The following is a 25,689-nucleotide window of genomic DNA, read 5'->3' on the forward strand; positions in this document are numbered from 1 at the left end:
TTGCAGTTGAGACTGATTACGCTGTCATTCTGTTTTCGCTGCTTATCAGTGCTTATCAGGACACCCATGATTACTTATCAAGACACCCATAATTAGCCCGCCTCTCATGACGTCGTTAAACTGAGCGCTACGCCTCATTTTTCTGCAGCAAACACAACCAAAGTTTCAAGTTTCACCCATTACGCTTACGCCGCTTACACTAAACGGTATAGCGTATAACCCTTTACGGATAACCCCAACCCTGACCGGACGAGTCGAATTTCTGCCGTTTTACTGATTCCACCAGACCCATCCTTCATACAGACTGCGCAAGATAATTCTAATACTTACAACTCAATCCCAAAGAGAAACCTCATGAATAGGATGATCAAGTCTATCCTGACCTGCGCGCTGACTGCTCTGCCATTTGTCGCACAGGCCTACGATAGCGATGCAATTCCCGACGACCAATTCATATATTCCTACGACGAGATGCTGAACTTCGACGTGGCGGCGTACCTTGAAGAACATGCGCCTCACCTGAAAGATCAAGCGGACGTTATTACACACTGGGCCGGTTACAGCACCGTCAGCCCCAAGGTCCTGATGACCCTGATTGAAATGCAAAGCGGCTTGCTCAGCCATGGCGGACGCCAGTTCGCGGCCATGCAGCAGCCGATGGGCGAATTGTCTTCCGAATCCGGCTTCAATGCGCAGGTGCAGGATATCGCCACACGCCTCGCCACCAACTACTACAAAACTGTAGGACGAGAGCAACAGAATCTGTCTTTCGTGGGCCAGGGCATTGCGACGCAGTCCCTATCCGACGAATTGCGCAACAGCTCTGAAGGCGATGTCGAGGAGTTCCAGGAGGTCTATCATCGACTGTTCCCGGAAACAGCCCGGTCCGCAACGCCTTCGGCCGCTCCGTCTCTGAATCGTTTCGCCGCCTACACCCGTAACGCTGTTCCGCCGGATAACCTGCTGCAGTTGCCCTTCCCTGTGGGCGAACAGTGGTATTTCGGTGGGGCGCACACATACACCGGCAGCGGCAGCTACCCGCTTTCTTCTCTGGACTTGAACAACGGCGGCTACTGGGGTTCCAACACCTCCAACAAGTGGGCGGCGGCGTCGGCGGGAGGCACGGCAATTCGTCACTCTTCCTGTTTCGTTGAGGTTTTGCACGAAGGCGGCTGGTCCACCACTTACTATCACCTGGACAACATCCAGTTCCAGAATCGCGCCACGGTTTCCCGCAATCAGAAACTGGCGAACTACGCCAACAACCGCTCTCAAGCGCTCTGCGACGGCGGCAGCTCCACCGGTCCGCACCAGCATTTCAGCTTGAAGTACAACGGCGGCTACTTCCACCTTGAGGGCGTCGCCCTATCCGGTTACAAAGTAAAAACCGGTCGCTGGAGCTACGATGGCGACTGTAATTACTTCTGGCTGAGCAAAAACAACTATCGTTACTGCGCCAATCGCTCAATTAGCAACCCGGGTGTTCCCAACGGCGGCGATCCCACTGACGGAGGCGACGACAATGGGAGCGACGATGGCGGTGATGATAGCAACACTGAAACCACCCTGCGCAACGGCCAGACCGTGCAGAACATGTCGGCCAATAAAGAAGATCTGACTTACTACGTGTTGGATGTCCCTGCCGGCTCCCGCAATCTGTACTTCAAAATCAGCGGCGGACGCGGCGACGTGGATATGTACGTTAAACGTGGCGATCGCCCCGGCTTTAACAACTACAACTGTCGTCCTTACACCACCACTCAGGACGAGCTGTGCTATTACCGCACGCCTCAGGCCGGCAAGTACTACATCATGCTGCATGCGTTCTCCAACTACTCAGGGATCTCTCTGCAAGTCGGCTATGAGAACGACAACGATCAGGGCAATAACCGCGAAATGTCCAATGGGCAGGTGTACCGTAACCTGTCCGGCGCACAGGGTGAGAAGTCTTATTTCCGCCTGAACGTGCCCGCCGGCGCAACGAACTTGCGTATTGAGATGTCCGGCGGAACCGGCGACGCGGATATGCACGTCATGCACCAATCCCAGCCGACGCTGAGCAAATACCACTGCCGCCCTTATTCGACCACCCAGGTGGAATGGTGCTCATGGCGCTACCCCAATGCCGGAACCTTCCACATCATGCTGCACGCGTTTAAGCCATATTCTGGCATCCAGCTGGTAGCCACCTATAAAACAGGCTCTGGAGCCAGAGCCTCGATGAATTTGACGGAGCATATGGAGGAATAACATTTTCCGTCATCCGAAGCCCCCAAGATGCCCTGGGGGCTTTTTTTCAGGGCTAATTGCTTTCTACTTCTGGCCTTCGTCGACAATTTTCTTCTCAAGGTCCCTCCTGCGAACCAAGCCTCCGCCGTCCTCCTTCTCAAGAATCCAAAACCGTTCGCTCACGATAGCGACTGCGCCAGAGATTTCCATGCAGCGTTCGCGTTCTGCATCATCCATCAATGAAATATCCAGCGAAAAGGAATCGCCATATTCAGTCGCCAACGCCTCCACGGCCTTGTTTAAGTCCAGCGTCATCAGCATTTTTAGAGAGTGGTATTTCAGGCAGGCGTTTTTTGTCATTTTATCCATATTTTCATCAGTTTAGGTGGTAACCCCAGGTATGACTCGCAGGGGGATGCGATCTTCAGTAAGGCTATAGAGGCGACTCTGACCTTTAGCGCCTCAGCTAATATACATTCATGGTCCCAATCTCTATATCTCTGGAGGCATTTATGAATGCGGATGAACTCAAAGCCTTGCAGTCTCCCTTGAAGCAGCAATACAAAGAAAAGCCGGAAACGGCGTTGATTACGCTGAAAGCGCAAGGACATATCGGCGAAGGAATCACTTGTAAGGTGGAAACCGGTAGAGCGATGGCGGAGGCGGGGTTGCATCCTGCGACGGGGGGTGATGGTTTATCGCTGTGTTCCGGCGACATGTTGCTGGAAGCTCTGGTGGCCTGCGCCGGCGTCACCTTGCGGGCCGTCGCCACGGCGACCGGGGTGGATCTGCAGGATGCCGTGATTCGCGCGGAGGGGGACCTGGATTTCAGAGGCACACTGTCCGTTGCGAAAGAGGCCCCGGTCGGCTTCAAGGCCATCCGCCTGCATTTTGACCTCAAAAGCCAGGCGGACACGGAGCAACTCCGCTCCCTGATGAAACTGACGGAGCGCTACTGCGTGGTTTACCAGACTTTGGCTCAGTCGCCGGACATCCATGTGGAGTATGCCACGGCATCCTAGGATGAGGAATTCATATAGTTCCGCGAAGGTTTCTACGCGCATATCGCCAATGCGCCGGAAAATCAGTTCCGGGAAGATCTGGCTCAGGCTGTCGACGCCCATGGCGTTCACCTACCATACACGCGGGCGGCACGCCACCATGCCCGGCTTGGCGCCTTTGTTCAGGGCCTTGATCGCCGCTGGCGACAGCGCACCGTTACTCATGGCGCAGATGTTTATTCAGCGAAGAATGGTCAAGGCAGGCGGTTTTATCCGTTTTCGCGTACTTGTTCAATTTCTATCTGAATCAATTCAAGCAAACGATTTGTGAAGATGTATTGAGGATAATAATCGTTGGTGGCAATACTTCTCATCAGAACGGCAAACTGGTCTTTACAGTCGTCCAGATTACTCAGCACGTTATCAGACAAATCCTCGGCGCTCCTTATCTCGTCAAGCTGTCTCAACTTGCAAGTGATGTACGCAGTCGCCTGCTCAGGACGACAGCCAGGTTGGCCCAGTTTATGCCAACCTTCGTCAACCAATGTCGCGTTGTTCATGATCTGTCATTTATTGGCGCCCTAACCCGGAGATTTTTGTTTTCCGCCCAGCCAGCCACAGCCTGACTAAGTATATGCCCTCGTGCTTCCAAGGGAAAAGTCAGGGAACTCAATTGTAAGCTTTACAAGACGGTTGGAAAAAGTACCGTCAGAACACAAATGCGACGCCCTTTTCCAAGCGCTCCCAAGCCCACAGCCCCTTCATTCTGTCTGAATTCAGCCATGGCAAGGAAATTGCCGCGACTATCAGGACACCCATCGTAGCCCGGGTTCCACAACTTGGAGCTGCGCCGCCAACACGGACATCAGCAAACGGAAGCATTCACTATGAATATCAACGAAGCCAAGGTTCTCATCATCGCCACTCACGGATTCGAACAATCCGAGCTGGAGGTTCCCCGGGACCGTCTGCGCGACGCAGGCGTCACCGTTCATGTCGCCTCCCTGCAGACAGGACGTATTCGCGGTTGGAGCGGGAAAGATTGGGGCGAAGAAGTCCCGGTAGACAAGACCGTACAGGAGGTGGATGTAGAAGACTACCACGCGCTGGTATTGCCCGGAGGGCAGATAAACCCCGACTTACTGCGGGTGGAAAAGACAGTGGTAGACCTGATCCATAAATTCAACATCGCGGAAAAGCCCATCGCCGCCATCTGCCACGGCCCCTGGCTATTGATCGAGGCGCAGATCGTCCGCGGCATTCGCGCCACTTCCTACCAGTCCATTATCACCGACATGAAAAACGCCGGCGCGGAATGGGTGGATGAAGCCACTGTACGAGACCGCAATATCATTACCGCCCGCCATCCAGGCGATCTCGACGCCTTCGTGAGCGCCATCAAGGACGCCATCGCCTCGCTGTAACCATTTCACATTCGCCTGTGAACACATAAAAGGGAGTCCGCTATGCAGGAACAGATGATCCGGTCATTATCGCCATTCTCGCGCTCCATCGAACATCGCGACCAATACCGGGCCCTGCATAGCCGCAACCTGTGGGCCCACTTCATAAATATGGCCCTGGCGCTCTGGCTCATCTGTTCGCCGGCGCTACGGGACTATAGCGAGCCAGGCATGATATACAGCGATGTGGTCGCAGGGCTCGTTTTGCTGGCCTTCGCCGGACTATCCCTGTCCTGGCGCTTCAGTTGGGCGCGCTGGGTTTGCGCCACAGTGGGGGTGTGGCTAATGTCAGCGCCACTGCTATTCTGGACACCCAACGCAGCCGCCTACCTAAACGACACCCTGACCGGCATTCTGGTTATCGGCTTCGCTATCGCGCTACCGCCCTGTCCAGGCGTTTCATCGCAGGCGGAGCTGGATGAAACCAACATTCCGGCGGGATGGGATTTCAACCCTTCCAGCTGGTTTCAACGCCTGCCGATCATCGCCCTGGCTATGGTTGGCCTGCTGATCTCGACTTATCTGTGCGCATACCAGTTACAACATATTCCCGAGGTGTGGGACCCGTTCTTCACCGGCTCACGCATAGATCCCCAGAACGGCGCGGAAGAAATCATCACCTCGTATGTGTCCGAGGCCTGGCCGGTTCCCGACGCCGGAGTGGGCGCGTTAACCTATGCGCTGGAAATCCTGTCCGGGCTGGTGGGATCTCACAAACGCTGGCGCACCATGCCCTGGCTGGTGGCGTTGTTCGGATTCATGATTGTGCCTCTCGGCATTGTCTCCATCACCTTCATCATTATTCAGCCTATTTTGCTGGAGACCTGGTGCACCCTCTGTCTGATTGCGGCTACCGCCATGCTGTTGCAAATCCCCTATTCGCTGGACGAATTAGTAGCTACCGGTCAATTCTTATATCGGCGTAAACAGGCGGGGCGCTCGCTGTGGAAAGTATTCTTCCTTGGTGATGAAGACAGCGGCGGACGCGTCGCGCCAGAGCCCAGCTTCGAGCAACGCCCGGCCGCCATCATGAAAGATATCGTTGGCGGCGGTGTAGGACTGCCTTGGAACCTCGCTGTGAGCATCCTCATCGGCGTGGGTTTGATGTTCACACGCTTGTTGTTCGGAACCGAGGGCGCGATGGCGGACTGGGATCATCTGATTGGGTCATTAACCATTACCGTGGCGGTGATCGCATTGACGGAAGTCGCGAGACCCGTGCGCTTTCTGCTGATCCCACTTGGCGTTTGCCTATTGCTGACGCCCTTCGCCTATGGCCCAAGCCTGAACGCCTCTGTCGCCAGCCTGATCGCCGGTTTGGCGCTGATCCTGTTGAGCCTGCCGCGAGGCGAGATCAGCAGGCGTTACGGTAACTGGAATCGCTGGATGTTCTAGCTGTTACCGGCGCTATTTACGACGCCAGCCATATGCGGACGTTGCCGAGGGTGACGGCGCAAAACGTCCGTATCTTAAAAGCATCAAAGTTCACGCCAGCATCCCTCCCAACGCACAAACCAGCCTTGTACTCATATCAGGACACCCACCTCACGCCCTCACGTCATATCAGGACATCCACCTCAAGCCGCCCACCAGGGCCTTACCAGCGTCTTACCAGGACACCCACTTTAGACTGGCACGACCCTTGTATCAGCTAACTGACAAGGAGGTCGTTTTCCCGTGGCGTTGGTCAGTTCGCAACCACCGTGCCTCACCAACGCAGTGTGCAGCAGGAAGCGGCCGCATCACTCATCAGATAAAGGAAAGTTGGAAAGAGTCATGTCGGAAACTACAAACATCTCAACACGACCGTTGGTCATCGTCACCGGTTCCGCTGGCGATATCGGGTCCAGTCTCATTCTTACCCTGACGGGAAAGTATCAGGTTATCGGTATGGATCGTGAAGAAACGCCTCTCGCGGATCACAGCTACACCCTGGACCTGACTTCCCCAAATGACGTCAAGAAAACCTTCGACGCCTTCCGGGAGAAATTTGGCCGTCACATCGCCGCCGTCTTTCATTTGGCCGCGTATTTCGATTTCACCGGGGAAGACTCCCCGCTCTACGAAGAAGTCAACGTGAATGGCGCACGCAATCTCATGGCGGCGTTGCAGGATTTCTACGTGGAGCGCTTCATCTACTCCAGCACCATGCTGGTCCATCGCGCCAGCGAGCCTGACGGCGCCCCCATCACCGAGGAAACGCCCCTGGACCCGGATTGGGTGTATCCTGAGTACAAGATCAAAGCGGAGATCATCATCAAGGAGAATGCTGGCGCTATGCCCTACAGCATCCTGCGTCTCGCCGGCCTGTATGACGACAAACAAGCCGCCCCCGTCTTGTCGCAGCAGATCGCGCGCATCTATGAGAGAGATCTGGAAAGCCATTTGTATCCCGGCGACACCGACGCCGGCCAAGCCTATGTGCATCGTCAGGACTTGATGCAGGCATTTTTGAAAACCTTGCAGCGCCGCCGCGATCTGCCTAAAGAAAACATCATGTTGATTGGCGAAGAACGCGTCGTAAGTTATGGCGAACTGCAGGATCGCATTGGCGAGTTGATTCACGGCAAGGAACGCTGGCGCACCCTGCGAGTTCCTAAGTCAGTGGCCAAGGCCGGCGCTTGGGTGGAGGAAAAGGCTGAGCCGATTATTCCCGACAGCATCGATAAGGGCGAGAAGCCTTTCATCAAGCCATTTATGGTGGACATGTCATCCGATCATTATGAGCTGGATGTCAGTCGCGCCGCCGACCTTCTCGACTGGAAACCGCGGCACGCCCTGTTCGATGACCTGGAGAAGTTGATCGCCAACCTGAAGAAAGATCCTCAAGGCTGGTATAAAGCCAATGACGTCACCCCGCCGAAATCCCTCAAGGCATCTTAATCGTTTAGGCTAAGCGCTTGATTATGCGCTAAAAATCACTCCTTCGCCGGCAAGTCCGGCGGAGATTCCACTTGTCTCGGCGCTCACATGATATACAATTTTGCTTTCAATACAGGTTCTCACTTATCCGCCTTTTGGCTGCCTACCCTTGAAATACAAGCCAATTACACTTGACATAGCCACTGTCATGCTTTTAAATTCGACTTGCTTATACTTGCATTTCAGCCCAGGTGTTGCATATGGATACGCAGTCTCAAAAGTCTCCCCGCCAACTCGCCGAAGAAGCGATTCAGCGTTATCGCACTGAATATTTGACCGACCTCGAAAAGTGGTCCGAAGAGGAGCCAGTGATGTTAGGCGCTCCCCCTTCATCCAAAGAGCAAAGACGCTACAAGCAGCTGTCCCTGAAAGAGATCAGCCGCCTGATGGATCAATCGTCCATGGAGTATCAGCTCAAACGCATGAAGTCTCGGGGTTGGTGAAGGCGCCGGGGCGCTCGATCACACGCCAGCGCCTCCCTCTCCAGTTTTCATCCCGTATTTTTCGGGATGGTGATGACGATTTCCTTGCCTTTGTTGTTGATGGTCATCCCTGATTCAATCACCGGGTCGGTCAGCGTCATGGATTGAGAAAACTGACTGGCGGATACGGTTTTTCCCGCCAACCCGCCAGAGTTACTCTCGCTCTCGCTTCTTACCTTGCCGGAAATTTTCAACGTATCTCCATCCAGGTCCGCGTTCAGCTCCACCTTTTCACCTTCTGGAACCGTGACAGTGACCCTGTACTCCTTGGCGTTCTCGTCCACTTCAATGTTGGGTCCTGGCGATGACAATCCAAAACCCTGCATACTGAAGGTCGAGTTGCCTGGAGCCATATGTTTCATCATCTCATCCATACGCTTCTGCATTTCCGCAAACTGCCCGCTCGGGTCCCAATTGTCCGACCAGGGGTCCCAGTTTTTGGGCCAGGGGTCGGGCGCCGCGCTCAAGGGGAGATTGATGTTGGGCGTATTCCGCGCCTCCAGGGCTTCAACTTTCTGATTCAATTCCCAGGTGTAATAGCCCAGGCCCGCCACCGCCGCCAATCCCACGCCAGCGGCGACGCCAAGTAATGTCTTTTTGGTTTGGCTTTGCATGTTAATGACCTCCCTAGCGGAACCGAGGCCCATACGTCTGGAGCGTCATGACGACTTCATGGCGGCGAACAGAGAGGCCGGGCCTCGTCGCCGGAGGCGGACCTCACAAAGATCCGCCCCGGAATAGTTACAAATGAGTAGTTAGGTTATAAATGAATGCTCAGGTTACGAATGAATAGCGATGCGTTTCACCTCCTTGGCGTCCGGTTCGCGCCGGGAAATACCAGCTTGAGCACGCCGTGTTTGAGTTGTGTAAGAATGTCCTCCACATTGGCGTCGACGCGATGCGCCTTGCGTCATCAGGCCGCCTGATTGGCGGCGTCAGAACGCTCTTCCGAACCTGCGTCGCCTTCATGCTCCAGCAAATGGCCGTCTTCATTAATCGCAATCTGCTTGGGCTTCATCGACTCAGGAATGTTCTGCTTCAACGTAATCGTCAGCAGGCCGTTACTGAGCGAGGCGTCTTTCACTTCCACGTACTGGGCCAGATTGAATGTGCGCTCGAAAGCGCGTCCCGGAATACCCTGATACAGGTAGTTGCGGGAAGCATCTTGTTCCTTGCGGCCGCGTACGGTCAGTACGTTTTTTTCCACCGTGATTGCAAGCTCGCTGCGTGCGAAGCCCGCCACCGCCAAGGTGATGGCGTATTGGTTCTCTTCCAGAGCTTCGATGTTGTAAGGCGGATAGGTGGGCGCGTCAGTCTCGCCGGTGAGCGCGCGATCAATCAGCGACGCCAGTCGTTCAAAGCCGACGCTGTTGCGATAAAGTGGGGTTAAGTCGATTGAGTTCATTGTATATCCTCCGCTTTGAAGCAATATAAACAAAGTCAAAAGACCAAGGGGCAATCCCTGGCGATTACCAATTTATGGTCGGACCGCGACTTTTCAAGTGTGAATTTTGTGACAATTCAGACAGGATTTAAGCAGCGTCGGAAATGAATGCGAGCAGCAAAGCGGAGCTATTTCGCCAGCTTCAGATAGTTGTCAGCGATGACGTCATAGCGCCCATTGTCCTTCAACTCCTGCAGCCGCTGATTGAATAAATCTCGCAGCTGGGCGGACTTGAAAATGGCGTAACGAGGAGCGCTGTTGAATAAAGGATGAACAATGTAGGGAGACTCATAAATCGGGCTGGTCGACTGCAGTTGGTTCAGATAGTAATGGAAAATGCGCTTATCCAGAATGATCGCGTCCGTGCGTTTCAAAAACAGCATCTGCACCTGCGCCCGTTGATCCACTACTTCCTCAATCTGCTGATTCTGCGCCGCCATCTTGGCGTACTCTGGAGTCAGATAAAGGTGGGCATTCTGGAACACCACCAGGCGTTTATCCTTCAGGTCATCCACTTTGAGAATCCCTTCCGCCTGATTGTTCAGCGTCACCACTACGTTCTGGTAGTAAACCACAGGATCGGAAAGGTAATAGCCGCCCTCGGAGTAACTGCCCGGAGGCAGGTTAAACGCGCCATCCACGCGCTGGTTTCGTAACTCCGCAAACAGGCGCCGGTTCGTGGTGTATATGAAGTTAACCGCATAGCCCTGCTCAGATAACGCTTCGCGAATAATATCCACCACCAGTCCGCGGTTTGCCTCGGCAATCACATAAGGAGCGATAGATGAAGACGTGATCAGTTCCAGTTGGCGCGAAAGCGTTTGCTCAGCAGCGACACCCTGACCGGCAAGTTGCAACAGAAAGCAAAACACACCGGATAAGACACCGCGAATCATGAGCAACGCCACCTAATCAAATGATCACCGACAACGTTAAATCAATGGACGCCAAGCTCTTTCTCCCGTGAATCCTCCCTTATCAATCATAGACGCCCGCCGGGTTAGCGCAAGTAGTCGCTGCTAGCTGTAGCAACACATCTCATATTACTAGCCTAAACTGCCCATTAATGATTTGCGCCTTACGACAGTTTGTTTTTCGCAGCCTTTCTGCAAAAGGCCAAACCTATAATATATTTAAATGGACATCCATTAACCACACAGTTTATAAACACACATAACCACACTATAATCTATTAAACATTTCCATCTATAAACTGATCTAACACTCCACCGTCCTCATCAACCAGAGATAGTAAATTCTCAAGTACATAACTAGGGTTGTATTTATTCTTATTTATCTTCTTAACAATAGGATAAAATTCTGGCAATACATCAGACCTCTTTTTATATATCTCAGGTAAGATAGAAAAGAACGCTAAAGCATGGCGTTGTCTTGACCTGATTGCACTATTTATCTTTCCCCATGAAAACGGAGATGTCAGAAATTTATCTGAGTCTTTGGAAGACTCTCCCCATGACTTTACCCAATCTGAACTTCTTGGAAAGCCCGCCGATGCAAAGTAAGCGGGCCCTTGTGATAACAGCTTTCGTCGCGAAGGGACTGCAAGAGCTGAGTCCACTTTTTCGCGTTTTATTTCTCCTACTTCTTTACCTCTAATAAGCAAACGCGTTGTTTCTGCATAGATCTCTCTTCCTAAGCTGTCAAAGTCCCGCTGGTGTCCGCCCCAGCGCCAATAGTCTGAAAGTAAAAAGCCACATACTTTGTCATCTACTACAATCTGATCATCATCACTAGCGAACCAGCGCTCAATCTCGGAGTCCGTATTACGACACAGCTTGTCAAACTCTCTAAACTTATCTACAAAATCCTTCCCCGTCACGGCCGCTCCCTCTATTAAAAGGCCGCTACCGACAAAGGAATACTGCATGTTCTCTATATACCCTGGCTGATAAATAGTATCCGCGTCAGCCTGAAGTACTAAGGCAGGTTCATCTAAGCTCCGATGTTTACGTAAATGCTCAGTAATAGCTAAAACACCGGCATTTCGCGCATATACATAACCTTTCCTATATTCTCTGATGATTGAAACATGTTGAGCTCCCACACATTCTCGAACCCGCGTCATTATAGAGAGAGTATGGTCAGTCGAACCATTATCAACCAGAACCAATATTGTATTAGTCTTTTTTAGCATTCCAAAGTCAAGTGACTTACAGGTGTCCCACAAATTTTCTTGTTCATTTAGGCAAGGTATAACAATAAAAATTTTCATACCTTGTCCACCTAATCCTTTGCACCTGTGCAGGTCCTAACTCTTTTCATAATCAGTTGGCTATAACCCGGAGGCGAAGCATCAAAGAAGCCAGCAGCTTCTGCAGCCCGCCTTGATGCTATATTAGACTTTCTCATGTGGGCATATATAACGTCGTGCTGGCTTTTTAGGCAGGCATAGTAGTACCCAATACGACCAATTCCTCGTCCTTGACTTTTTTTATTTAGATAGATCTGAATTGATGCGTGTAAACCGATAGGTGGCTCGTCAATAACGTTAATGTAAACTTCACCAGCGCGAACTCCACAAAACTCTATACGCCACTTCTCACCACCAGGTCCCTTACCCTTTCCAGGTGTCCCTGAAAGTGGGACTAGTGTTACGTCAGATGCTTCAACTTTTGGTATATCAAGCCGGGGCTTAACTACTTTTGGCTTAGGTGTAGGACGCCGTGTTCTTTTACTTGACTTAGCCCTCTCTACACGCAAAGAACTTTCTCCAAGCCAACTTGTAAACGTTGATAAGCATCTCTCCAGTATTCAGCTGGGAAAAAGCCAGGCGAAAACGCAATGGTGACATCTTCTATTTTCAGCTTAATACTGCTCAGTGTTTCAATTAACTCATCAATTTTTCCATTCATAACCCTCGTATCTGGGTCCAAACGAGAAGGCCTTACTCTCCACTCTGAATCTCCGTCATACCGATTATTGAAATAGTCCATATCAATATGAACCAGCACAGTTTTATCAGAAATATCATTTATCCACATGGATGGGTCAGAAGTTGCTAAATAATTCCACTTATGATCATCATTAACAAGCTCAAGTGACATTCTACTAGCACCATAATGCAGCAATTTATCCAACTCCCTGTCACTAGAATTCATTTGTATTTTACTATTCCCACTTAGTTTTGGAGGCTGACAAAGATGGCGAACTTGAGTAGAAGGTATCTCACATATGAAAGGAGTCATAAAGCTTCCCATTCCTATAGCTCCACTTTCAATGGCCTTCTGCACTGTATGAGGATCATAAATATTTATACTCTCCCCTGTAATTGCATCTAGCAAAACTCCATCTTTAGTTACTATTCTTGGTGAACCTAAGTCACGATGATCATCTGCATGTAGTATTACAATATTTTTATGTTTATTTGAAGGTGTTCGTGATAACCATTCACTCCAACTTAGCAATGTCCAAGTGTCATACAGCACAGTAAAAATCCTGCCATTTCTTTTTCGAAATGACCACATTGAAGATAATGTCAGCTCTTTCCCCAACCATTGAAGATTTTCTTGAAGGTTTGGATCAACATGCCTATCTACGTCCGATGGCCACTCTAATCTGAGTCTAACTTTGTCATTTTCTATTGTCGGTATTGCATCCTTATCACAAAAGTAGTCGCGCAAAAAGCTATGCCAGTCTTTTTCGTCAATAGGAAACAAATCTTTTGACACTAACATTACCGCTACTCCTTGGCGCTTTTTAAGAGCACTTCACCTAAACGAAGACCAGTCTTAGTAAGTCGGCAATTAGCTAAAGTATTAAATGCTATCTCCAAATTTTTGTTGGTATCAGACAGTTGATTTTCGGCTCGGATCTGCATATGGGGAATATTTTTAGACCTAATATAAGTCCAGAATCGACGCAACTCTACGAATACAAATATCGCATGAAACAAGCCTGATGGAGGTCGCATATCTTCCCTCCATGGCGATGGGACCTTATTATCTGAATTTTCAACAATCTGATATTGCTTCTCAAGGAGATATAGCTTCTGATGACGATATTCATGAATAATAGAATCAGCCAAGTCATAGGCATCAATAAGTTTTCCTCCTTGAACTACAGAAACATATAATGCCCCAGGGACGCTATTATCACTAAAGGAGACAATTTTATTAGGATCCGCACTAGGATCTCGCACAAATTGCACTGATTTACAAATTGAATTTATCTCATTAAGTAATGCAGGACGCCACTTCTCTATAATTTCAATTGCATTATAAAAAACCAGCTCTGCGTCAAGTGCAGTCTCAGTTCTTTCAAAAATTATAGAGTTTCCAAATGGCACCCGAAGCCATGAATCATTTAAGTGTAGTAATAGTGTTCCTCGCTTAAACTTTTCCACATTATCTAAAAGCCATCGCGGATAGGTTTTATCAATATTTAGTCTTGTCCCATCCACTCTGCATACTGTCAAGCCATTTTCTATGGAGTTCATGGTACGACTCCATGCTATAGCTCCAGGCTGTTGTGAAATAACACCTGTATATTCTATCAGCTTATCTGCCACCTCACGCTTAAATTTAGTATCTTTTTCACTAAGAGACATCAGTGCTGATTCCACTCCCAACTTTTGTTCAGATACCGAGCTCTCCCATAAACTTGAAATTATATCGTTACTCATCTCTGCCCTCTCAAACCTTTTCAATTTTCTAATACTCATATCCCCATCAACTAAGCGAGACATAGAAGTTTCAGAGAGGGCTATTTTGACTCGGTTTTGGGCGTGTTTTACAAGCGCTGTTATTTCTTTGCAATATATTGTTGGATTCTTAAAACCTCCATGATTAAACCTATGCGGCACAGCCCCTCCGCCACATATATCAACAATTTCACATTCTTGACATTTTTCACATAAACCATCTTTTTTCAGCAAACTACGATGTGACTTTAGAACCTCAGACCTAGCGATTTTTGAAATTGAGGTTGTTTGAACATTTCCTATAATCTTCGTCACCCCATCACCTACGACTTTCATTACATCGAGGTCGTGGTAACTCCCATCAGTTTCAATAGTGACGAGACTAACATCTCCAAAACCGAATGCGTCCGTTTCTGATGGCAACCCTACAATTCCATCAAGTAATGCTTCAAAAGTTCTGATTTTGAGATGGGGAAACTCATCGAACCATAGATCAAAGGCTTCAAGAAGCCAATCTTGATAGAGGTCTGTTTTCTCTGAACGCCCTGGCGGAGGCCTCAAGTAATGAGCATCAGGCAATAAAAAGTCAAGTTTTGGAACTTGATGGGCGTTGAAAAATTCAAATAGTTTGCGAGGTTCTATTGATGGATCAATAACTGAAATAACTCCCGAAAATACTTCTGGAGTCTTTTTGAGTAACTCAAGTGCACTGAGAGCCTTTGCAAAACTGGAGCGACCTCGCCTAGTTGTTCGATGTAGATCGTTTGCTTCTTTGGGACCGTCTAGACTTAAGGACACACCTATATTTGCTTTTTTAAGCTTATCAAGAGCCAATTCTGTTAGAAGTATCCCATTAGTTTGTAAACTAATATCAACCTGTATAGTCTCGCTAAGACTATCTCTGATTAGCTGTGCAAATTCAACCAACTCAGGAACGCCCATTAAGAGGGGCTCACCTCCATGAAATATAACTACACATTGACGTAATTCTTTTTCTTTTACATAGGTGTAAAGTTGCCCTACAAAAGCCAATCTGTCCTCCATACTTAGTATTCGAGGCATTGAGCGCCAGCTCTGATCGGCATGATGGTACACATAGCAGTAGTCGCAATCTAAGTTGCACCTAGATGCGACTTTCAACAAGAAGGAGGTAAGCCTAACCTCGCTCTCCACGGCGATAGCAACTATGACCGGTTGTGGCGGTGATGCATACGATCATAACTTGTTATCACTTCACTAGCGTTTGTGGTCTTTAATACCCTACTTTGTAGCCGCTGCAATGCTAAATTGGATGAAGTGTTACGTAGCAAGGCATCCCTTACCGGATTTCTAACAGAAGCTTCAGCTCCGTGGTTTTCGTTCTCTTTACTCATGATTTGCCCTCCATTAGCTGGTCAAAAAAAATACTAGCCCTCGAAGTGGAAACGCGCAACTTGATCAGTTAATTTTTTAGCTTCATACGGAAGTTCATCGAGCATAGACGACTTAGGAAACTCGCCAATCCATCGAATGAACACGGCACGCAATATTTTTTAGTCCACATGTAAAGAGGAACTCTTTCTTACATTATTGAGGTCAAAAGCTATGCCATCGTTGAATAACGACTAGATTACCAAGTACTTCCTTTACAATTAACGCCTTATACCAGATGATCTCGCTCGTAGCTGAACCGATCACTTAAGGTTGGTTTACGGTGGAGCCAAACTAATTTCGACATGGAGACACAGGCATGAGCGCCGCACTTTTGATTATCGATATGCAAGTTGGATTATGCACAGGTGACGAAGCCGCGTTCGCTGTCGACAACCTGATTGCGCGCATCAATGACCTTGCTGCAAAGGCGCGAAAGGCCAAGGCGCCGGTCATCTTTATGCTGCATGAAGAGTCTGCGGGGACGTTGGTGTATGAAACGGAGGGCTGGCGCTTGAGTCCAGACCTTACTTCCGCACCTGAAGATATCCACTTGCGTAAAAAGACACCCAACTCTTTCCACCAAACCGATTTACACGCCCTGCTCCAACAACATGGCGTGACGCGCCTGGTCGTTTGCGGTCAGCAGACCGAACTTTGCCTCGACACCACTGTGCGTCAGGCGCTTCCTTTGGGTTACCAGGTCACCCTGGTGAAAGACGGCCACTCCACCTGCGACAACGGCATACTTACCGCCCAACAGATCATTGCGCATCACAATCAATTGCTGCAGTACATGGGTGGATTCGGCGTGGGAGTTGAGGTGGTTGAAGCCTCATCAGTGACGTTCCAGTAAATATTCCGCCTTGAAGTGAGAGCCATTCGCCGGTCGCTCTCACTCCTCACAGGCGCTCTCCCCTATCTCCATCAATTGAAAATCATACCCGCCGTAGCCTTTGTGGAAAGGACGGAGGTAGTCGATGGGAAACTGGTGCAGCACGCCCTTCATGCACACGGAAATCTGGCTGTCTGAGAGCAAATTCGCCAGGCGTGTAGCGACTTCGTCTTGCGCTTCCGAATCGCTGTAGGGATAAATCAGTTTATTGACGTACTGCTGATATTTTTCTGCGCCAACGGACTCGACATCAAACGCGATGCAGTTTCCTCTCGCGCAGTTGTAGGTGACGGGAATGGCTTTGAGAGCGACGGTTTCATCGCTTTTAATTTGCCGCAAATAGGGTCCCAGCACACGAAAAACAAGGAGAACCAAAATAGCTATTACAACCAGAGATATTGCCGTTTTCTTAATCATATCTACTACTAAAAATCTGTATTTCGCCGGGTTAACGCATTCCCTGCCATGACTCAGTTCCAATAACGCCATCATGCAAGAGAGGCTTTTCAGGCTCTCGGCTACAGGCGAAATAGAGTCAGTTTGTTATGTATGTTCAAGGGGAGTTAACTAAGTAAACTCGGTGGCAAGACAGTAACAGATGCGATCTCTTTCACAATATCGCAAACGGACTACGCCCCGACCAGGAGGCGCAATATTGGCTGAATTTTGTGCGAGTTATGGATGATAACGGCGAGCTAAAGGTCCTGATGCTTTCGCCATTCCCCCGGTGAGTATCCGACACAGGCCTTGAACGCGCGCGACAACGCCGCCTCGCTCCCATAGCCCACCTCCCCCGCAATCAACTTGAGCGGCTCCCCCTGCATCAGGGCCCGTTGCGCAAGGCTTATACGCCAGCGTTGCAGGTAGACGCCCGCCGTGCATCCGACGCGATCGCGAAACAGGTTGGCGAATACACTGCGCGACATACCCGCGTGATCAGCCAGTTTTTCCAGTGACCAGTCCTCCCCGGGCTGTTCATGAATGGCGACTAACGCCATCCGTAATCGCGGGTGCGCCATTCCCGCCAACATACCGACCTGAGTGCGTCCCTCTTCCATTAAATACCTCAGCACCTGTATCAGGACGACTTCAAAAAGGCGGTCCAACACCGCCTGTCGCCCACAATAACCGGCAAAAGCTTCCTGAAATAATAAATCCAATACTGGCGCAGCGCCCGGCAATGCGGAAAGAGGCAGGCAAACGAATTCCGGCAGCGCCGCGACGACAGGGTTGTTCGCCCCGCCCTCAAAACTCAGGTTGGCGCAGGCGAAATCAGCGCCGACCACCGGATCCGTGATAAAGCGGTGAGGTAAAGGCCGCGGATAAAACAACAGACTCGGCTCCGCCACTTCAGCGACTACCTTCCTGCCATGCCGTACTTCCACAGCGCCCTGGCGCACCAAATGAAGCTGACCGAATTCATCTTTGCCGAACAAGTCCGTGACGCCATACAAAGGACCGGTATTGAACACTCGCGCATTAATAGAAAAGTGCTCCAGCAGCGCCGCCAACCGATCTACCATAAAAATACCCTAAGTTAATTTTCAGATACCATTTATGATAAATCGTATCCGGCATAGGGGTAAAGTTGCTCCTGCTTGTTGGCCAAGACCACTAGCGCCATAAACATCAAAGCACTAAGGAGACATCATGAAACCACTTACCCGCCCTCTCAGCGCACTGACCCTGGCGTTTTTCACACTGACTGGCGCTGCGCAGGCGTCCGCCGCCGAGACGTCCGCAACCAGGCATTCCGCCCCAGTGATAGCCCAGACCGCGAACTACATCACCACCCGTGACGGCGTACAGATCTACTACAAAGACTGGGGTCCCAGAGACGCCCCCGTGGTCGTCTTCAGCCATGGCTGGCCTCTGAGTTCGGATAGCTGGGAGTCGCAGATGCTGTTCCTGGCTGACAAGGGGTATCGCGTTGTGGCGCATGACCGCCGCGGCCACGGCCGCTCCAGTCAGCCCTGGGAAGGCAATGATATGGATCATTATGCGGATGATCTCGCCGCAGTGATCGAAACACTGGACCTGCAAGATGTCACTCTGGTGGGATTCTCCACAGGCGGCGGAGAAGTGGCGCGCTACATCGGTCGACATGGAACGCAGCGGGTCAAAAAGGCGGCTTTGATCTCGGCGGTAACGCCCCTGATGCTGAAGACGGACAACAACCCCATCGGCTTGCCGCTGAAAGTGTTTGACGATATCCGTAATGCATCTCTCAAAGACCGCTCCCAGCTCTATCTAGATATCGCTTCGGGCCCCTTCTTCGGCTTCAACCGTCCCGGCGTCCAAAAGTCTCAAGGGATGATCCAGTCATTCTGGGCTCAGGGTATGCAAGGCGGGCACACAAATACCTACGACTCAATCGCCGCCTTCTCCGCCACAGACTTCCGCGATGATCTGAAGAAGTTCGACATTCCTACGCTCATCGTACACGGCGACGACGACCAGCTCGTCCCCATCGACGCCTCCGCCCGCGCCGCTGTGACACTGATCAAAAACGCCAAACTCATCGAATACCCAGGAGCGCCCCACGGCCTCACGGACACTCATAAAGATCGGCTGAATCAGGATTTGCTGGCCTTTGTGAAGCAGTAAACAGGGACCTTCGCCCTATACTACTATTGCAAAAGCGCCATAAAAGTTTCACCAAATATTCCACAAACACAGCGCAGCCGACTTCTAGAATTAGCAGGGTTAGCGGTAGACCTTTTGTGTAAGTAATACCTCGGAATCAGGAGGCGTCTTTCGCCGCCTTGCTAAAAGGGAAGTCCAGGATTGACAGGGTTCAAGCTAACCTGGAATCACCTCCGCATAAATGCTGAAGACTGAACAAACACCTCTTGGGGGCGGCCCAGCCCCCGTTTTTAATCTCGGCAATATCGTATAACAACTGAGGGAAGCCTCACGCGCAGAGGCTGGTTTAAGCCTCCTTGATCACCCTGCCTGCCACTTCAACGCTGAACTTTCGAGACAATCCCGCGCTTTCGATTCAGCTTTCTGTAACTATCCAAACGCTATGGGTTCGCCTCACGATAGGCATCCAGCGGCGTCAACATGGCCCCGTCACGCTTCAATGCGCTATCGATAACTTCAACAATGCGTCTGTTCGGCCAGGGCTTACAGGTGATCTTGAGCAACTCATTAAAGGCGTCTTCTTCCCGACCCTGTCCATGAATTAACGCCAAGGCGCCATACCCTATGGCCGTGGAGCGGCTTACGCCTGCGTGACAATGGATGATCAGGCGGTTTTCGGAGCGCTCAAGAATCGCCTGCAGGGTGTTCAGGGCGTTGCTGATCACCGCATCAAAATGGTAAGTGGCTTCCGCTCTTTCCTGGTCAAATAGTCTGATGATGTGATGCGCTTCCACACGGTATAAACATGAAATTTGCAACGGCAAGGCAGAGACGGTAGAGGTCACAACAATATCCTTATTGGTCATAGGGCTTGATTGCGCCAAAGCCTATCAGCCGTAGCAGAAGATTGACAACCTCAGCGTCCAGCCGGACCGACCGGACGCAGACTTGTTTTTATACTGACAGCAACACAGCTCCGACAGTCTGCCCACTTTGCAGCAAGGCATGGGCTTGCGCGGCCTGCTCCAACGGAATTGTATCCGCGATATCCACGGCTAACCCATTCGCCAGTTGCTCCATGACCGCATCGCCGCTGATCCGGTAGTGGCGTAAATCCATCATATGCAGCAACACGCTGGGGCGGGTGAATTGGACCGCACGCGACATGGCTTCCATAGGCAGGCTCTGCAACATGCCGGAGGGTTGCCCAATGCTGGCGACGGCGCCAAAGGCCCCGGCGCTCGCCAGGCTTTGCACTAGCGTGTCCGCGCCAACGCCATCGATGACGTAGTCCACGCCAGCGCCGTCAGTGAGCTTTTTTACGGCTTCAGCAAAGTCCTGCTCGCGATACAGAATCACATCGTCGTAGCCTTTGCGGCGGGCGATCTCCGCTTTTTCCGCATTGCCTACGGTCCCGATTAATCTCACGCCCAGCTTGCTCGCCCACTGTCCCAATACCTGCCCCAGTCCGCCGGCAGCAGCGTGAACCAGCATCGATTCCCCAGCCCCAACAGATCGGACCCGATGCAATAGCATGTGGGCGGTCATTCCCCGCAACAACGCCGACGCCGCTGCTTCATCGGAAACCGAGTCAGGAACGGGCAATAATCTCTCCGCCGCCACATTTCGATGACTGGCGTAGCTTCCTAACGGAAAGCCGGCATAGGCGACGCGCTGACCAAGACTCAAGCCCGTGACGCCATCTCCCAACGCTTCAACCACGCCCACAGCTTCAACGCCCAATACGCGGGGCTCATCAGTCATGGGATAAAGACCGCAACGGAAGTAGATATCCACGAAGTTCACTCCCACCATACGGTGGCGAAGGCGGACTTCTCCTGGGGCCGGGGGCGATAGTTGAAAGGTCGCCGGCTGCAATACGGACGGCTCGCCAATTTGGGACATTTCTATACGGATAGGCGTACTCATTCTGAACTCCTTAATGCTCATACTGTGGTGGGTGTCCTGTTAAGCTCCGCAAACTTTAACTGCCACATGCTTTGTAGAAAATTCCCCAAATCCACACAGTGTTTGTGCATAATTGCACAATGAAATCGATTAACTGGGATGACATCCGCTATTTCCTGGCGCTTGCCGAGGCGGGCGGCCTTTCCGCCGCCGCGCGCACGCTTTCGGTCGAGCACAGCACCGTTGCGCGTCGGGTGGATATGTTGGAGCGGGAGTTGGAAGTGAAGTTGTTTGATCGTCTGCCGCGACGTTGGCGTCTCACTGAAGACGGTCAAAACTTATTGGAGCCTGCGCGTCAAATGGCGTCCCAGGCGCAAAGCTTTACCCGGATCGCTGACGGCATTTCCGGTCTGACAGGCAGCGTACGCATTTCAACACCGCCATTGCTGGCCAGTCTGATTCTCGCGCCGCGCTTGAACGAATTGCGAAAACAATTGCCGCACATTGAACTGGAACTGGTGGGCGATCTGCAAAACGCCGACCTTCATGAGCGCGAGGCGGATATCGCCCTGCGTATGCGCCGCCCGGAGCAGCCGGACCTGGCGGCGCGTCCGTTGACCAAGCTGGAGTACGGTCTTTATGCCAGCCGTGACTATCTGGCGATGCATTCCAACGAACAATGGGAGTACGTCGGCTACGAACGCAGTATGCAATCCGCTCCACAACAGCAGTGGCTGGACACGCTGTCCCGCACGTCGTTGGTTTTCCGCTCCAATGATCTGAACGTGCTCGCCAGCGCGATTGCCGGCGGCGTAGGCGTTGGCGTCTTACCCTGTTTCATGGAGCGCTTTTATCCTCAGTTACAGCACATCCGTGAACCAGCCTGTCCGATTGTGCGGGAACTGTGGCTGGTCATCCACCCGGACCTGAGAAAATCGCCGCGAGTCCGCATGGTTGCGGACGCCCTGATCGCCTTATTTGAGACCGGCGTCATATAAGGCTCTCCTGCTTGTCGCCGTGCTTTATCTTTGCCGTCGGCCGTTCTATATTCGCTATCAGGACGTTGAGCTGTTGTTGATGCAGTTATTTCATGCCGCAGCGAACCACTCACACGCCACAAGGAGGCTCACAAATGGTAACCCAAGCCGACATCACCGCTCCGGAAAAGGTGATCAATTCCTCTACTTCCACGATTCAACAAGGCGACGCCAAAGCCGACGGCAAGTTGTGGATGACCGCCGAGACCCTGCACTTCGCGCCCTATAACGAAGACCTTGGACCCGGCACCTACAACATTCCACTCACCGATATCGCAAAAGTAGAAAAACACAGCCATCCGCCATTATCGCCCGAGGGCTTTCAGGTGACACTGATGAACGATCACACCTACCAGTTCATTGTGGCCAATTCAGAAACCTGGATCGAGTTAATCGAGAAATATCGCGACGCGCTCGGCGTTAACGTGATCGAGTAAGCAGACAAGGCTGGCTTGAATTCGTCTGGGAAGAGTCAGCCTATCAGTGCACAAACAAGCTGAGAAATCAGGCTGTGGAATAAGGTCCCCTCAGACCTATGAGATTCCCAAACGGGTCCGTCACCTGACACATGCCCAACCCGTTTTCAATCTGCATAGGCCCACGATAAACAGTCGATCCCAAGACCAAAAACCTCTCAACCTCATCCGCCAGATTCGCGACAGACCAATACAACACCGCGCCCGCTTTTCCAGCTGGCACTTTTGCATCCGCCCAAACAATCTCAATATGAAAACCCTCAACATCAAGATAACGAAACCCATCCACACACCGCTCCTGCGCCGCGGGAAAAGCCTTCTTGTACCAGGACAAACCTGCTTCGATATCGTTGACGTGTATGAGAATGGCGGTGGGGGTGATCATGGTATTGTCAGGGGGCTCCGTGGTTTTCAATTCCAGCCATATGACCACCTCGAATAACTACTAATGGCTCTACAGACCAAAAATCCGCGCGTTATAGAGGCAAAGTAGTTAGGCTTAGTAACTATCTCATAACCTCATTGACTCCCCTGTAGCCGCCACATCCGCCGAAACCATAACAGACCACATGCCAATTGCAGCAATCCCAGATAGTTGCTGTCCTTTTTGTCATAGCGAATCAGTAACGCACGGCACTTAGACAGCCAACCAAACGTGCGCTCCACTACCCAACGCCGGGGCTTTCCACTTGGATGACGGTCCGCTGGCTGCGTCTCCTCGCCAATTCGGCAGATATGCGGTATGTAGTCATGCCGGGCTGCCACGTCTTCGCTCGCCACATTGTCATACCCCTTATCCAGGCATAAATGCTGCCGCGCCTCCACCGTTGGAGCCGGACGCTCTACCACAATCGACTCCAGCGTCGCTTCCAGCAGCTTATGGTCGTTGACATTGGCTCCGGCGATGACGAGTCCCAAGGGGCCTCCCTCGGCTTCCACCAGCAGGCTTTTCTTGGTTCCCTTCTTGCCTCGGTCTGTCGGGTTCGGCCCCACATTCTCCCCCCCCAAAGCGGGCTTTCCCCAGCCAGCCGTCCGCACTTTGCCATTCCCAGTCCACCCCTTCCAGTTCCTGGCAGTCTCGCAATAGACTCGCCCAGATCTTCTCCATCACGCCGTTTTTACTCCAGCGCTGAAACCAGCGATGGACCGTGGCGTCATCCCCAAATCGGCGGGGCAACTGATTCCACTGGCAGCCTGAACGCATCCGAAAAATAATCCCGTCCAAATAGCCCCTCCAGTTGCCGATGGGGCGACCACCCTTGGCGCTGGGTTGCCAGTCTTCTTTTAAAATGGGTTCGATTCGTAGCCATAGCTCGTCCGGTACTTCCCATAGAGTGTCCAGGGGTTTCGATTTACTGGATGGGGCGCTTGAGTCCTTTTGTGACATGACGTTTCCTTATCAGAGAAGTGGCGCCTCAGTGAACCGGCAAAGGTGAAAAAATTCAAGTGGGGGTTATGAGATAGTTACTTAGTAGAGATAGGCATCGGTTAGTAAATATATTTTGGCCAAAAGCAAACCAATATTTTCCATACCTCCTAAGCTAACGACAACTATACTGTATGACAAGTTAGAGCTGGGTAAAACCTTAGTGACTCAGGAGCGCAGTGATTAGATTACCTAAAAAGGTAGAAAAACTACCACTGCAATAAATTAGATAAGAGATATGCAATGACGAGAAGTGTCAAGTTAGGAACAGTTGAAGAAAACTTAAAGTTTATTCAAAACACAAATCACTTACGCAAAGCGAACAATCTGATAACTCAGAGCATGGCACAACAGAAAATACAAGCTCTGATCAAGGAAGATAACCTCTCCATTGTTTGCAATGCAGTAATTGATCTTGCACTTAGAAGCGATAAGAACAATGAGGAAAACCGATTGATCGCCGCAGCTATACTGGGTCGCCTCTCTGCCGTTGCCAGGGGGAGAGAGTCAGTTGTTTTTCACCGAGCTAATGAGCTGTTTAGTGAACGGCCACTACCAATCGATACATTGGAGGATGGGGATGAAAAGTACTATGCTGCGCTTACACTTGCGCAGTGTAAAAGTTTGTGGCTAATAGAATATTGTAATGAACAGGCATTCACTACAGATACAGCAGAGAAAGCACGGAGAGTGTTGCTCTACACCGCATTGAAAGAAGCTGGCAGCTTATCTGAATTTTGGCAAAAAAGTTTCACTGCCTTCGATAAACTGAAAAGCATTGATAGTGACGATACTCGCTACAAGCGCATTCGCAGAGTTTCCTCAGCTGTGTGCGAAACAATTCGAAACTGGGAAGGTGAGGTTGGCATGGATGCAGGACTTGCCCTCGCAGACTGGCTTGCAGCACTCTTTCGCACCAGCAAAAGGAATGCTGAAGAGGCGGTATTAGCAGACATCTTGGATGATACTTTAGCTATGCTGCTCCGTGTAATTGAGCTTAGATTTTCAAACGCCTTACTTGCCCCCACCTATGCCATGCTTGATAGAGCACGATCAGCCTTGGGACGGGAGTTGTGGGGAGAAGTTATCCGTCACACTAGAAATCTAGAGAAAGTACGTATTTGTCTCAAAGAAACAGCCTTAGTATTAGCCCGCCAAGGGCGTACCGACAAAGCAGTAATGGATGTGCTTTGTTCTGCCTACTATTCCCGCGCTCAAGTGATGCCCGCCATTACCGCACATTTTTCAACAGCACAAGAGCTTGATCCAAATATCAAAGATTGGTGGGAAAAAGCTGGAAGTATCGTAGAGAGCCAACGTAAAGCAGAACACAAGATGGGGAATTCAGAGGATCAACAAATTGGATCGCTATTGATCAATGTCGAAGAAAGCAAAACCGTAATGGAGAAATTGAGACGTGCAGTCGTGCCATTTCTTGAAATATCAGATCCGCCTTTAGCTGAAACTGTCAAAAAGGCCGCTGGCAGCTATAGTGAAATTGCGTTAGCTGCACGCCAATTGGCCGCGATGCGAAAATTAAAGCATATGGACTTGAAAGGGGCGGAGCTGGAATACAATCCTTTGCAACATGAGATGCTTGGTGGGCACCGGCTAGGAATTAGAACCGTAAAGGTGGAACGCGATGGAATCCAAAAAGATTTTGGTGGAAAAGTAAAAGTGCTGGTAAAGCCCAGAGTAACGCCAAAGGAATAGTTTCAGCTATGGGAGTATGTAACCTAAGCGCATAAAG

The 25,689-nt window shown here is 50.9% G+C and carries 27 protein-coding genes; 11 read left to right on the plus strand and 16 right to left on the minus strand.

The features are described 5' to 3' along the window. Positions 1–354 precede the first annotated feature (354 nt). Positions 355–2,250: a pre-peptidase C-terminal domain-containing protein gene (locus O5O45_RS11210; protein ID WP_305905309.1), complete on the plus strand. Its 1,896-nt coding sequence runs from the start codon at positions 355–357 to the stop codon at positions 2,248–2,250. A gap of 63 nt (positions 2,251–2,313) precedes the next feature. Here O5O45_RS11210 and O5O45_RS11215 read toward each other — a convergent pair whose 3' ends face one another. Next, positions 2,314–2,598 carry a hypothetical protein gene (locus O5O45_RS11215; protein ID WP_305905310.1) on the minus strand — a complete coding sequence of 95 codons (285 nt, stop codon included), beginning with the start codon at positions 2,596–2,598 and terminating at the stop codon, positions 2,314–2,316. A 143-nt stretch (positions 2,599–2,741) separates the two neighbouring features. Between O5O45_RS11215 and O5O45_RS11220 the strand changes: the two genes are divergently transcribed. Continuing rightward, entirely contained in the window at positions 2,742–3,251 is a 510-nt protein-coding gene (locus O5O45_RS11220; RefSeq protein ID WP_305905311.1) for an OsmC family protein, read from the plus strand. 248 nt (positions 3,252–3,499) lie between these two features. Here O5O45_RS11220 and O5O45_RS11225 read toward each other — a convergent pair whose 3' ends face one another. Then, positions 3,500–3,790 (minus strand): hypothetical protein, encoded by a 291-nt coding sequence (locus O5O45_RS11225; protein ID WP_305905312.1) that lies wholly within the window; start codon positions 3,788–3,790, stop codon positions 3,500–3,502. Positions 3,791–4,117: 327 nt separating this feature from the next. On the opposite strand from O5O45_RS11225, the gene O5O45_RS11230 reads away from it, so the two are divergent. The 4 genes from O5O45_RS11230 to O5O45_RS11245 all read left to right on the plus strand — a co-directional run bounded on the left by O5O45_RS11230 (position 4,118) and on the right by O5O45_RS11245 (position 8,058). Beyond that, positions 4,118–4,654, plus strand: coding sequence for a type 1 glutamine amidotransferase domain-containing protein (locus tag O5O45_RS11230; protein WP_305905313.1), 537 nt, complete (start codon positions 4,118–4,120; stop codon positions 4,652–4,654). 42 nt (positions 4,655–4,696) lie between these two features. Beyond that, positions 4,697–6,088, plus strand: a complete 1,392-nt coding sequence (locus O5O45_RS11235; RefSeq protein WP_305905314.1) for a vitamin K epoxide reductase family protein — start codon at positions 4,697–4,699, stop codon at positions 6,086–6,088. Positions 6,089–6,469: 381 nt separating this feature from the next. Further along, positions 6,470–7,576: an NAD-dependent epimerase/dehydratase family protein gene (locus O5O45_RS11240; RefSeq protein WP_305905315.1), complete on the plus strand. Its 1,107-nt coding sequence runs from the start codon at positions 6,470–6,472 to the stop codon at positions 7,574–7,576. A gap of 239 nt (positions 7,577–7,815) precedes the next feature. Continuing rightward, positions 7,816–8,058, plus strand: coding sequence for a hypothetical protein (locus O5O45_RS11245; RefSeq protein WP_305905316.1), 243 nt, complete (start codon positions 7,816–7,818; stop codon positions 8,056–8,058). 47 nt (positions 8,059–8,105) lie between these two features. Here O5O45_RS11245 and O5O45_RS11250 read toward each other — a convergent pair whose 3' ends face one another. The 8 genes from O5O45_RS11250 to yhhA form a co-directional block, all read right to left on the minus strand. Beyond that, the gene (locus tag O5O45_RS11250; RefSeq protein WP_305905317.1) at positions 8,106–8,711 is read right to left on the minus strand and encodes an Hsp20/alpha crystallin family protein; all 606 of its coding nucleotides are present in this window, start codon (positions 8,709–8,711) and stop codon (positions 8,106–8,108) included. A 299-nt stretch (positions 8,712–9,010) separates the two neighbouring features. Then, positions 9,011–9,502, minus strand: coding sequence for an Hsp20 family protein (locus tag O5O45_RS11255; RefSeq protein ID WP_305905318.1), 492 nt, complete (start codon positions 9,500–9,502; stop codon positions 9,011–9,013). A gap of 167 nt (positions 9,503–9,669) precedes the next feature. Further along, positions 9,670–10,437 (minus strand): substrate-binding periplasmic protein, encoded by a 768-nt coding sequence (locus O5O45_RS11260; RefSeq protein WP_305905319.1) that lies wholly within the window; start codon positions 10,435–10,437, stop codon positions 9,670–9,672. Between the two features lie 296 nt (positions 10,438–10,733). Then, positions 10,734–11,774 carry a glycosyltransferase family 2 protein gene (locus O5O45_RS11265; protein WP_305905320.1) on the minus strand — a complete coding sequence of 347 codons (1,041 nt, stop codon included), beginning with the start codon at positions 11,772–11,774 and terminating at the stop codon, positions 10,734–10,736. 11 nt (positions 11,775–11,785) lie between these two features. Further along, entirely contained in the window at positions 11,786–12,262 is a 477-nt protein-coding gene (locus tag O5O45_RS11270) for a GNAT family N-acetyltransferase (RefSeq protein ID WP_305905321.1), read from the minus strand. After that, entirely contained in the window at positions 12,253–13,236 is a 984-nt protein-coding gene (locus tag O5O45_RS11275) for a hypothetical protein (RefSeq protein ID WP_305905322.1), read from the minus strand. The genes O5O45_RS11270 and O5O45_RS11275 overlap by 10 nt, the downstream gene beginning before the upstream one ends. Before the next feature lie 5 nt (positions 13,237–13,241). Continuing rightward, positions 13,242–15,374 carry a cyclophane-forming radical SAM/SPASM peptide maturase YhhB gene (gene yhhB / locus O5O45_RS11280; protein WP_305905323.1) on the minus strand — a complete coding sequence of 711 codons (2,133 nt, stop codon included), beginning with the start codon at positions 15,372–15,374 and terminating at the stop codon, positions 13,242–13,244. 11 nt (positions 15,375–15,385) lie between these two features. Next, positions 15,386–15,574 carry a YhhA family cyclophane-containing RiPP gene (gene yhhA / locus O5O45_RS31965; protein WP_371747986.1) on the minus strand — a complete coding sequence of 63 codons (189 nt, stop codon included), beginning with the start codon at positions 15,572–15,574 and terminating at the stop codon, positions 15,386–15,388. A 356-nt stretch (positions 15,575–15,930) separates the two neighbouring features. On the opposite strand from yhhA, the gene O5O45_RS11285 reads away from it, so the two are divergent. Then, positions 15,931–16,467 (plus strand): cysteine hydrolase family protein, encoded by a 537-nt coding sequence (locus O5O45_RS11285; protein WP_305905324.1) that lies wholly within the window; start codon positions 15,931–15,933, stop codon positions 16,465–16,467. 39 nt (positions 16,468–16,506) lie between these two features. Here the strand turns inward: O5O45_RS11285 and O5O45_RS11290 are convergent, their stop codons facing one another. Then, complete coding sequence (locus tag O5O45_RS11290; RefSeq protein WP_305905325.1) at positions 16,507–16,845, minus strand: hypothetical protein; 339 nt, start codon at positions 16,843–16,845, stop codon at positions 16,507–16,509. A gap of 356 nt (positions 16,846–17,201) precedes the next feature. After that, the gene (locus O5O45_RS11295) at positions 17,202–18,029 is read right to left on the minus strand and encodes an AraC family transcriptional regulator (RefSeq protein ID WP_305905326.1); all 828 of its coding nucleotides are present in this window, start codon (positions 18,027–18,029) and stop codon (positions 17,202–17,204) included. 127 nt (positions 18,030–18,156) lie between these two features. Here O5O45_RS11295 and O5O45_RS11300 point away from each other — a divergent pair, with 127 nt between their 5' ends. Continuing rightward, positions 18,157–19,113, plus strand: coding sequence for an alpha/beta fold hydrolase (locus O5O45_RS11300; protein ID WP_305905327.1), 957 nt, complete (start codon positions 18,157–18,159; stop codon positions 19,111–19,113). A 419-nt stretch (positions 19,114–19,532) separates the two neighbouring features. On the opposite strand, the gene O5O45_RS11305 is transcribed toward O5O45_RS11300, so the two are convergent. Together O5O45_RS11305 and O5O45_RS11310 are read right to left on the minus strand one after the other, a co-directional pair. Next, positions 19,533–19,937 (minus strand): protein tyrosine phosphatase, encoded by a 405-nt coding sequence (locus O5O45_RS11305; protein WP_305905328.1) that lies wholly within the window; start codon positions 19,935–19,937, stop codon positions 19,533–19,535. A 109-nt stretch (positions 19,938–20,046) separates the two neighbouring features. Beyond that, entirely contained in the window at positions 20,047–21,021 is a 975-nt protein-coding gene (locus tag O5O45_RS11310; RefSeq protein WP_305905329.1) for a quinone oxidoreductase family protein, read from the minus strand. Between the two features lie 119 nt (positions 21,022–21,140). Here O5O45_RS11310 and O5O45_RS11315 point away from each other — a divergent pair, with 119 nt between their 5' ends. Further along, on the plus strand, positions 21,141–21,998 hold the full coding sequence (locus tag O5O45_RS11315; RefSeq protein ID WP_305905330.1) for a LysR family transcriptional regulator: 858 nt from the start codon (positions 21,141–21,143) through the stop codon (positions 21,996–21,998). A gap of 134 nt (positions 21,999–22,132) precedes the next feature. After that, the gene (locus tag O5O45_RS11320) at positions 22,133–22,474 is read left to right on the plus strand and encodes a PH domain-containing protein (protein ID WP_305905331.1); all 342 of its coding nucleotides are present in this window, start codon (positions 22,133–22,135) and stop codon (positions 22,472–22,474) included. A 67-nt stretch (positions 22,475–22,541) separates the two neighbouring features. Here O5O45_RS11320 and O5O45_RS11325 read toward each other — a convergent pair whose 3' ends face one another. Next, on the minus strand, positions 22,542–22,946 hold the full coding sequence (locus O5O45_RS11325) for a VOC family protein (RefSeq protein ID WP_305905332.1): 405 nt from the start codon (positions 22,944–22,946) through the stop codon (positions 22,542–22,544). Positions 22,947–23,032: 86 nt separating this feature from the next. Next, positions 23,033–23,855, minus strand: a protein-coding gene (locus O5O45_RS11330) for an IS5-like element ISHch3 family transposase (protein WP_305906201.1) whose coding sequence is annotated in 2 segments (ribosomal slippage) — positions 23,033–23,531 and positions 23,530–23,855 — 825 coding nt in all. Because the reading frame shifts where the segments join, the coding sequence is not laid out codon by codon here. Positions 23,856–24,182: 327 nt separating this feature from the next. Between O5O45_RS11330 and O5O45_RS11335 the strand changes: the two genes are divergently transcribed. Next, positions 24,183–25,652, plus strand: a complete 1,470-nt coding sequence (locus tag O5O45_RS11335; protein ID WP_305905333.1) for a hypothetical protein — start codon at positions 24,183–24,185, stop codon at positions 25,650–25,652. The last annotated feature ends 37 nt before the right edge of the window (positions 25,653–25,689 follow it).

The sequence above is a fragment of the Hahella sp. HNIBRBA332 genome, assembly GCF_030719035.1.
Classification (GTDB): Bacteria; Pseudomonadota; Gammaproteobacteria; order Pseudomonadales; family Oleiphilaceae; genus Hahella.

Excerpts from the sequence above, each read along its gene's own strand:
- O5O45_RS11275 (WP_305905322.1), bottom strand. The coding sequence starts at position 13,236 with ATGTTAGTGTCAAAAGATTTGTTTCCTATTGACGAAAAAGACTGGCAT.
- O5O45_RS11335 (WP_305905333.1), top strand. The coding sequence starts at position 24,183 with ATGACGAGAAGTGTCAAGTTAGGAACAGTTGAAGAAAACTTAAAGTTT.
- O5O45_RS11255 (WP_305905318.1), bottom strand. The coding sequence starts at position 9,502 with ATGAACTCAATCGACTTAACCCCACTTTATCGCAACAGCGTCGGCTTT.
- O5O45_RS11210 (WP_305905309.1), top strand. The coding sequence starts at position 355 with ATGAATAGGATGATCAAGTCTATCCTGACCTGCGCGCTGACTGCTCTG.
- O5O45_RS11235 (WP_305905314.1), top strand. The coding sequence starts at position 4,697 with ATGCAGGAACAGATGATCCGGTCATTATCGCCATTCTCGCGCTCCATC.
- O5O45_RS11230 (WP_305905313.1), top strand. The coding sequence starts at position 4,118 with ATGAATATCAACGAAGCCAAGGTTCTCATCATCGCCACTCACGGATTC.
- O5O45_RS11315 (WP_305905330.1), top strand. The coding sequence starts at position 21,141 with ATGAAATCGATTAACTGGGATGACATCCGCTATTTCCTGGCGCTTGCC.
- O5O45_RS11285 (WP_305905324.1), top strand. The coding sequence starts at position 15,931 with ATGAGCGCCGCACTTTTGATTATCGATATGCAAGTTGGATTATGCACA.
- O5O45_RS11300 (WP_305905327.1), top strand. The coding sequence starts at position 18,157 with ATGAAACCACTTACCCGCCCTCTCAGCGCACTGACCCTGGCGTTTTTC.
- O5O45_RS11260 (WP_305905319.1), bottom strand. The coding sequence starts at position 10,437 with ATGATTCGCGGTGTCTTATCCGGTGTGTTTTGCTTTCTGTTGCAACTT.
- O5O45_RS11320 (WP_305905331.1), top strand. The coding sequence starts at position 22,133 with ATGGTAACCCAAGCCGACATCACCGCTCCGGAAAAGGTGATCAATTCC.
- O5O45_RS11310 (WP_305905329.1), bottom strand. The coding sequence starts at position 21,021 with ATGAGTACGCCTATCCGTATAGAAATGTCCCAAATTGGCGAGCCGTCC.
- O5O45_RS11225 (WP_305905312.1), bottom strand. The coding sequence starts at position 3,790 with ATGAACAACGCGACATTGGTTGACGAAGGTTGGCATAAACTGGGCCAA.
- O5O45_RS11265 (WP_305905320.1), bottom strand. The coding sequence starts at position 11,774 with ATGAAAATTTTTATTGTTATACCTTGCCTAAATGAACAAGAAAATTTG.
- O5O45_RS11250 (WP_305905317.1), bottom strand. The coding sequence starts at position 8,711 with ATGCAAAGCCAAACCAAAAAGACATTACTTGGCGTCGCCGCTGGCGTG.
- O5O45_RS11240 (WP_305905315.1), top strand. The coding sequence starts at position 6,470 with ATGTCGGAAACTACAAACATCTCAACACGACCGTTGGTCATCGTCACC.
- O5O45_RS11215 (WP_305905310.1), bottom strand. The coding sequence starts at position 2,598 with ATGGATAAAATGACAAAAAACGCCTGCCTGAAATACCACTCTCTAAAA.
- O5O45_RS11245 (WP_305905316.1), top strand. The coding sequence starts at position 7,816 with ATGGATACGCAGTCTCAAAAGTCTCCCCGCCAACTCGCCGAAGAAGCG.
- yhhA (WP_371747986.1), bottom strand. The coding sequence starts at position 15,574 with ATGAGTAAAGAGAACGAAAACCACGGAGCTGAAGCTTCTGTTAGAAAT.
- O5O45_RS11295 (WP_305905326.1), bottom strand. The coding sequence starts at position 18,029 with ATGGTAGATCGGTTGGCGGCGCTGCTGGAGCACTTTTCTATTAATGCG.
- O5O45_RS11220 (WP_305905311.1), top strand. The coding sequence starts at position 2,742 with ATGAATGCGGATGAACTCAAAGCCTTGCAGTCTCCCTTGAAGCAGCAA.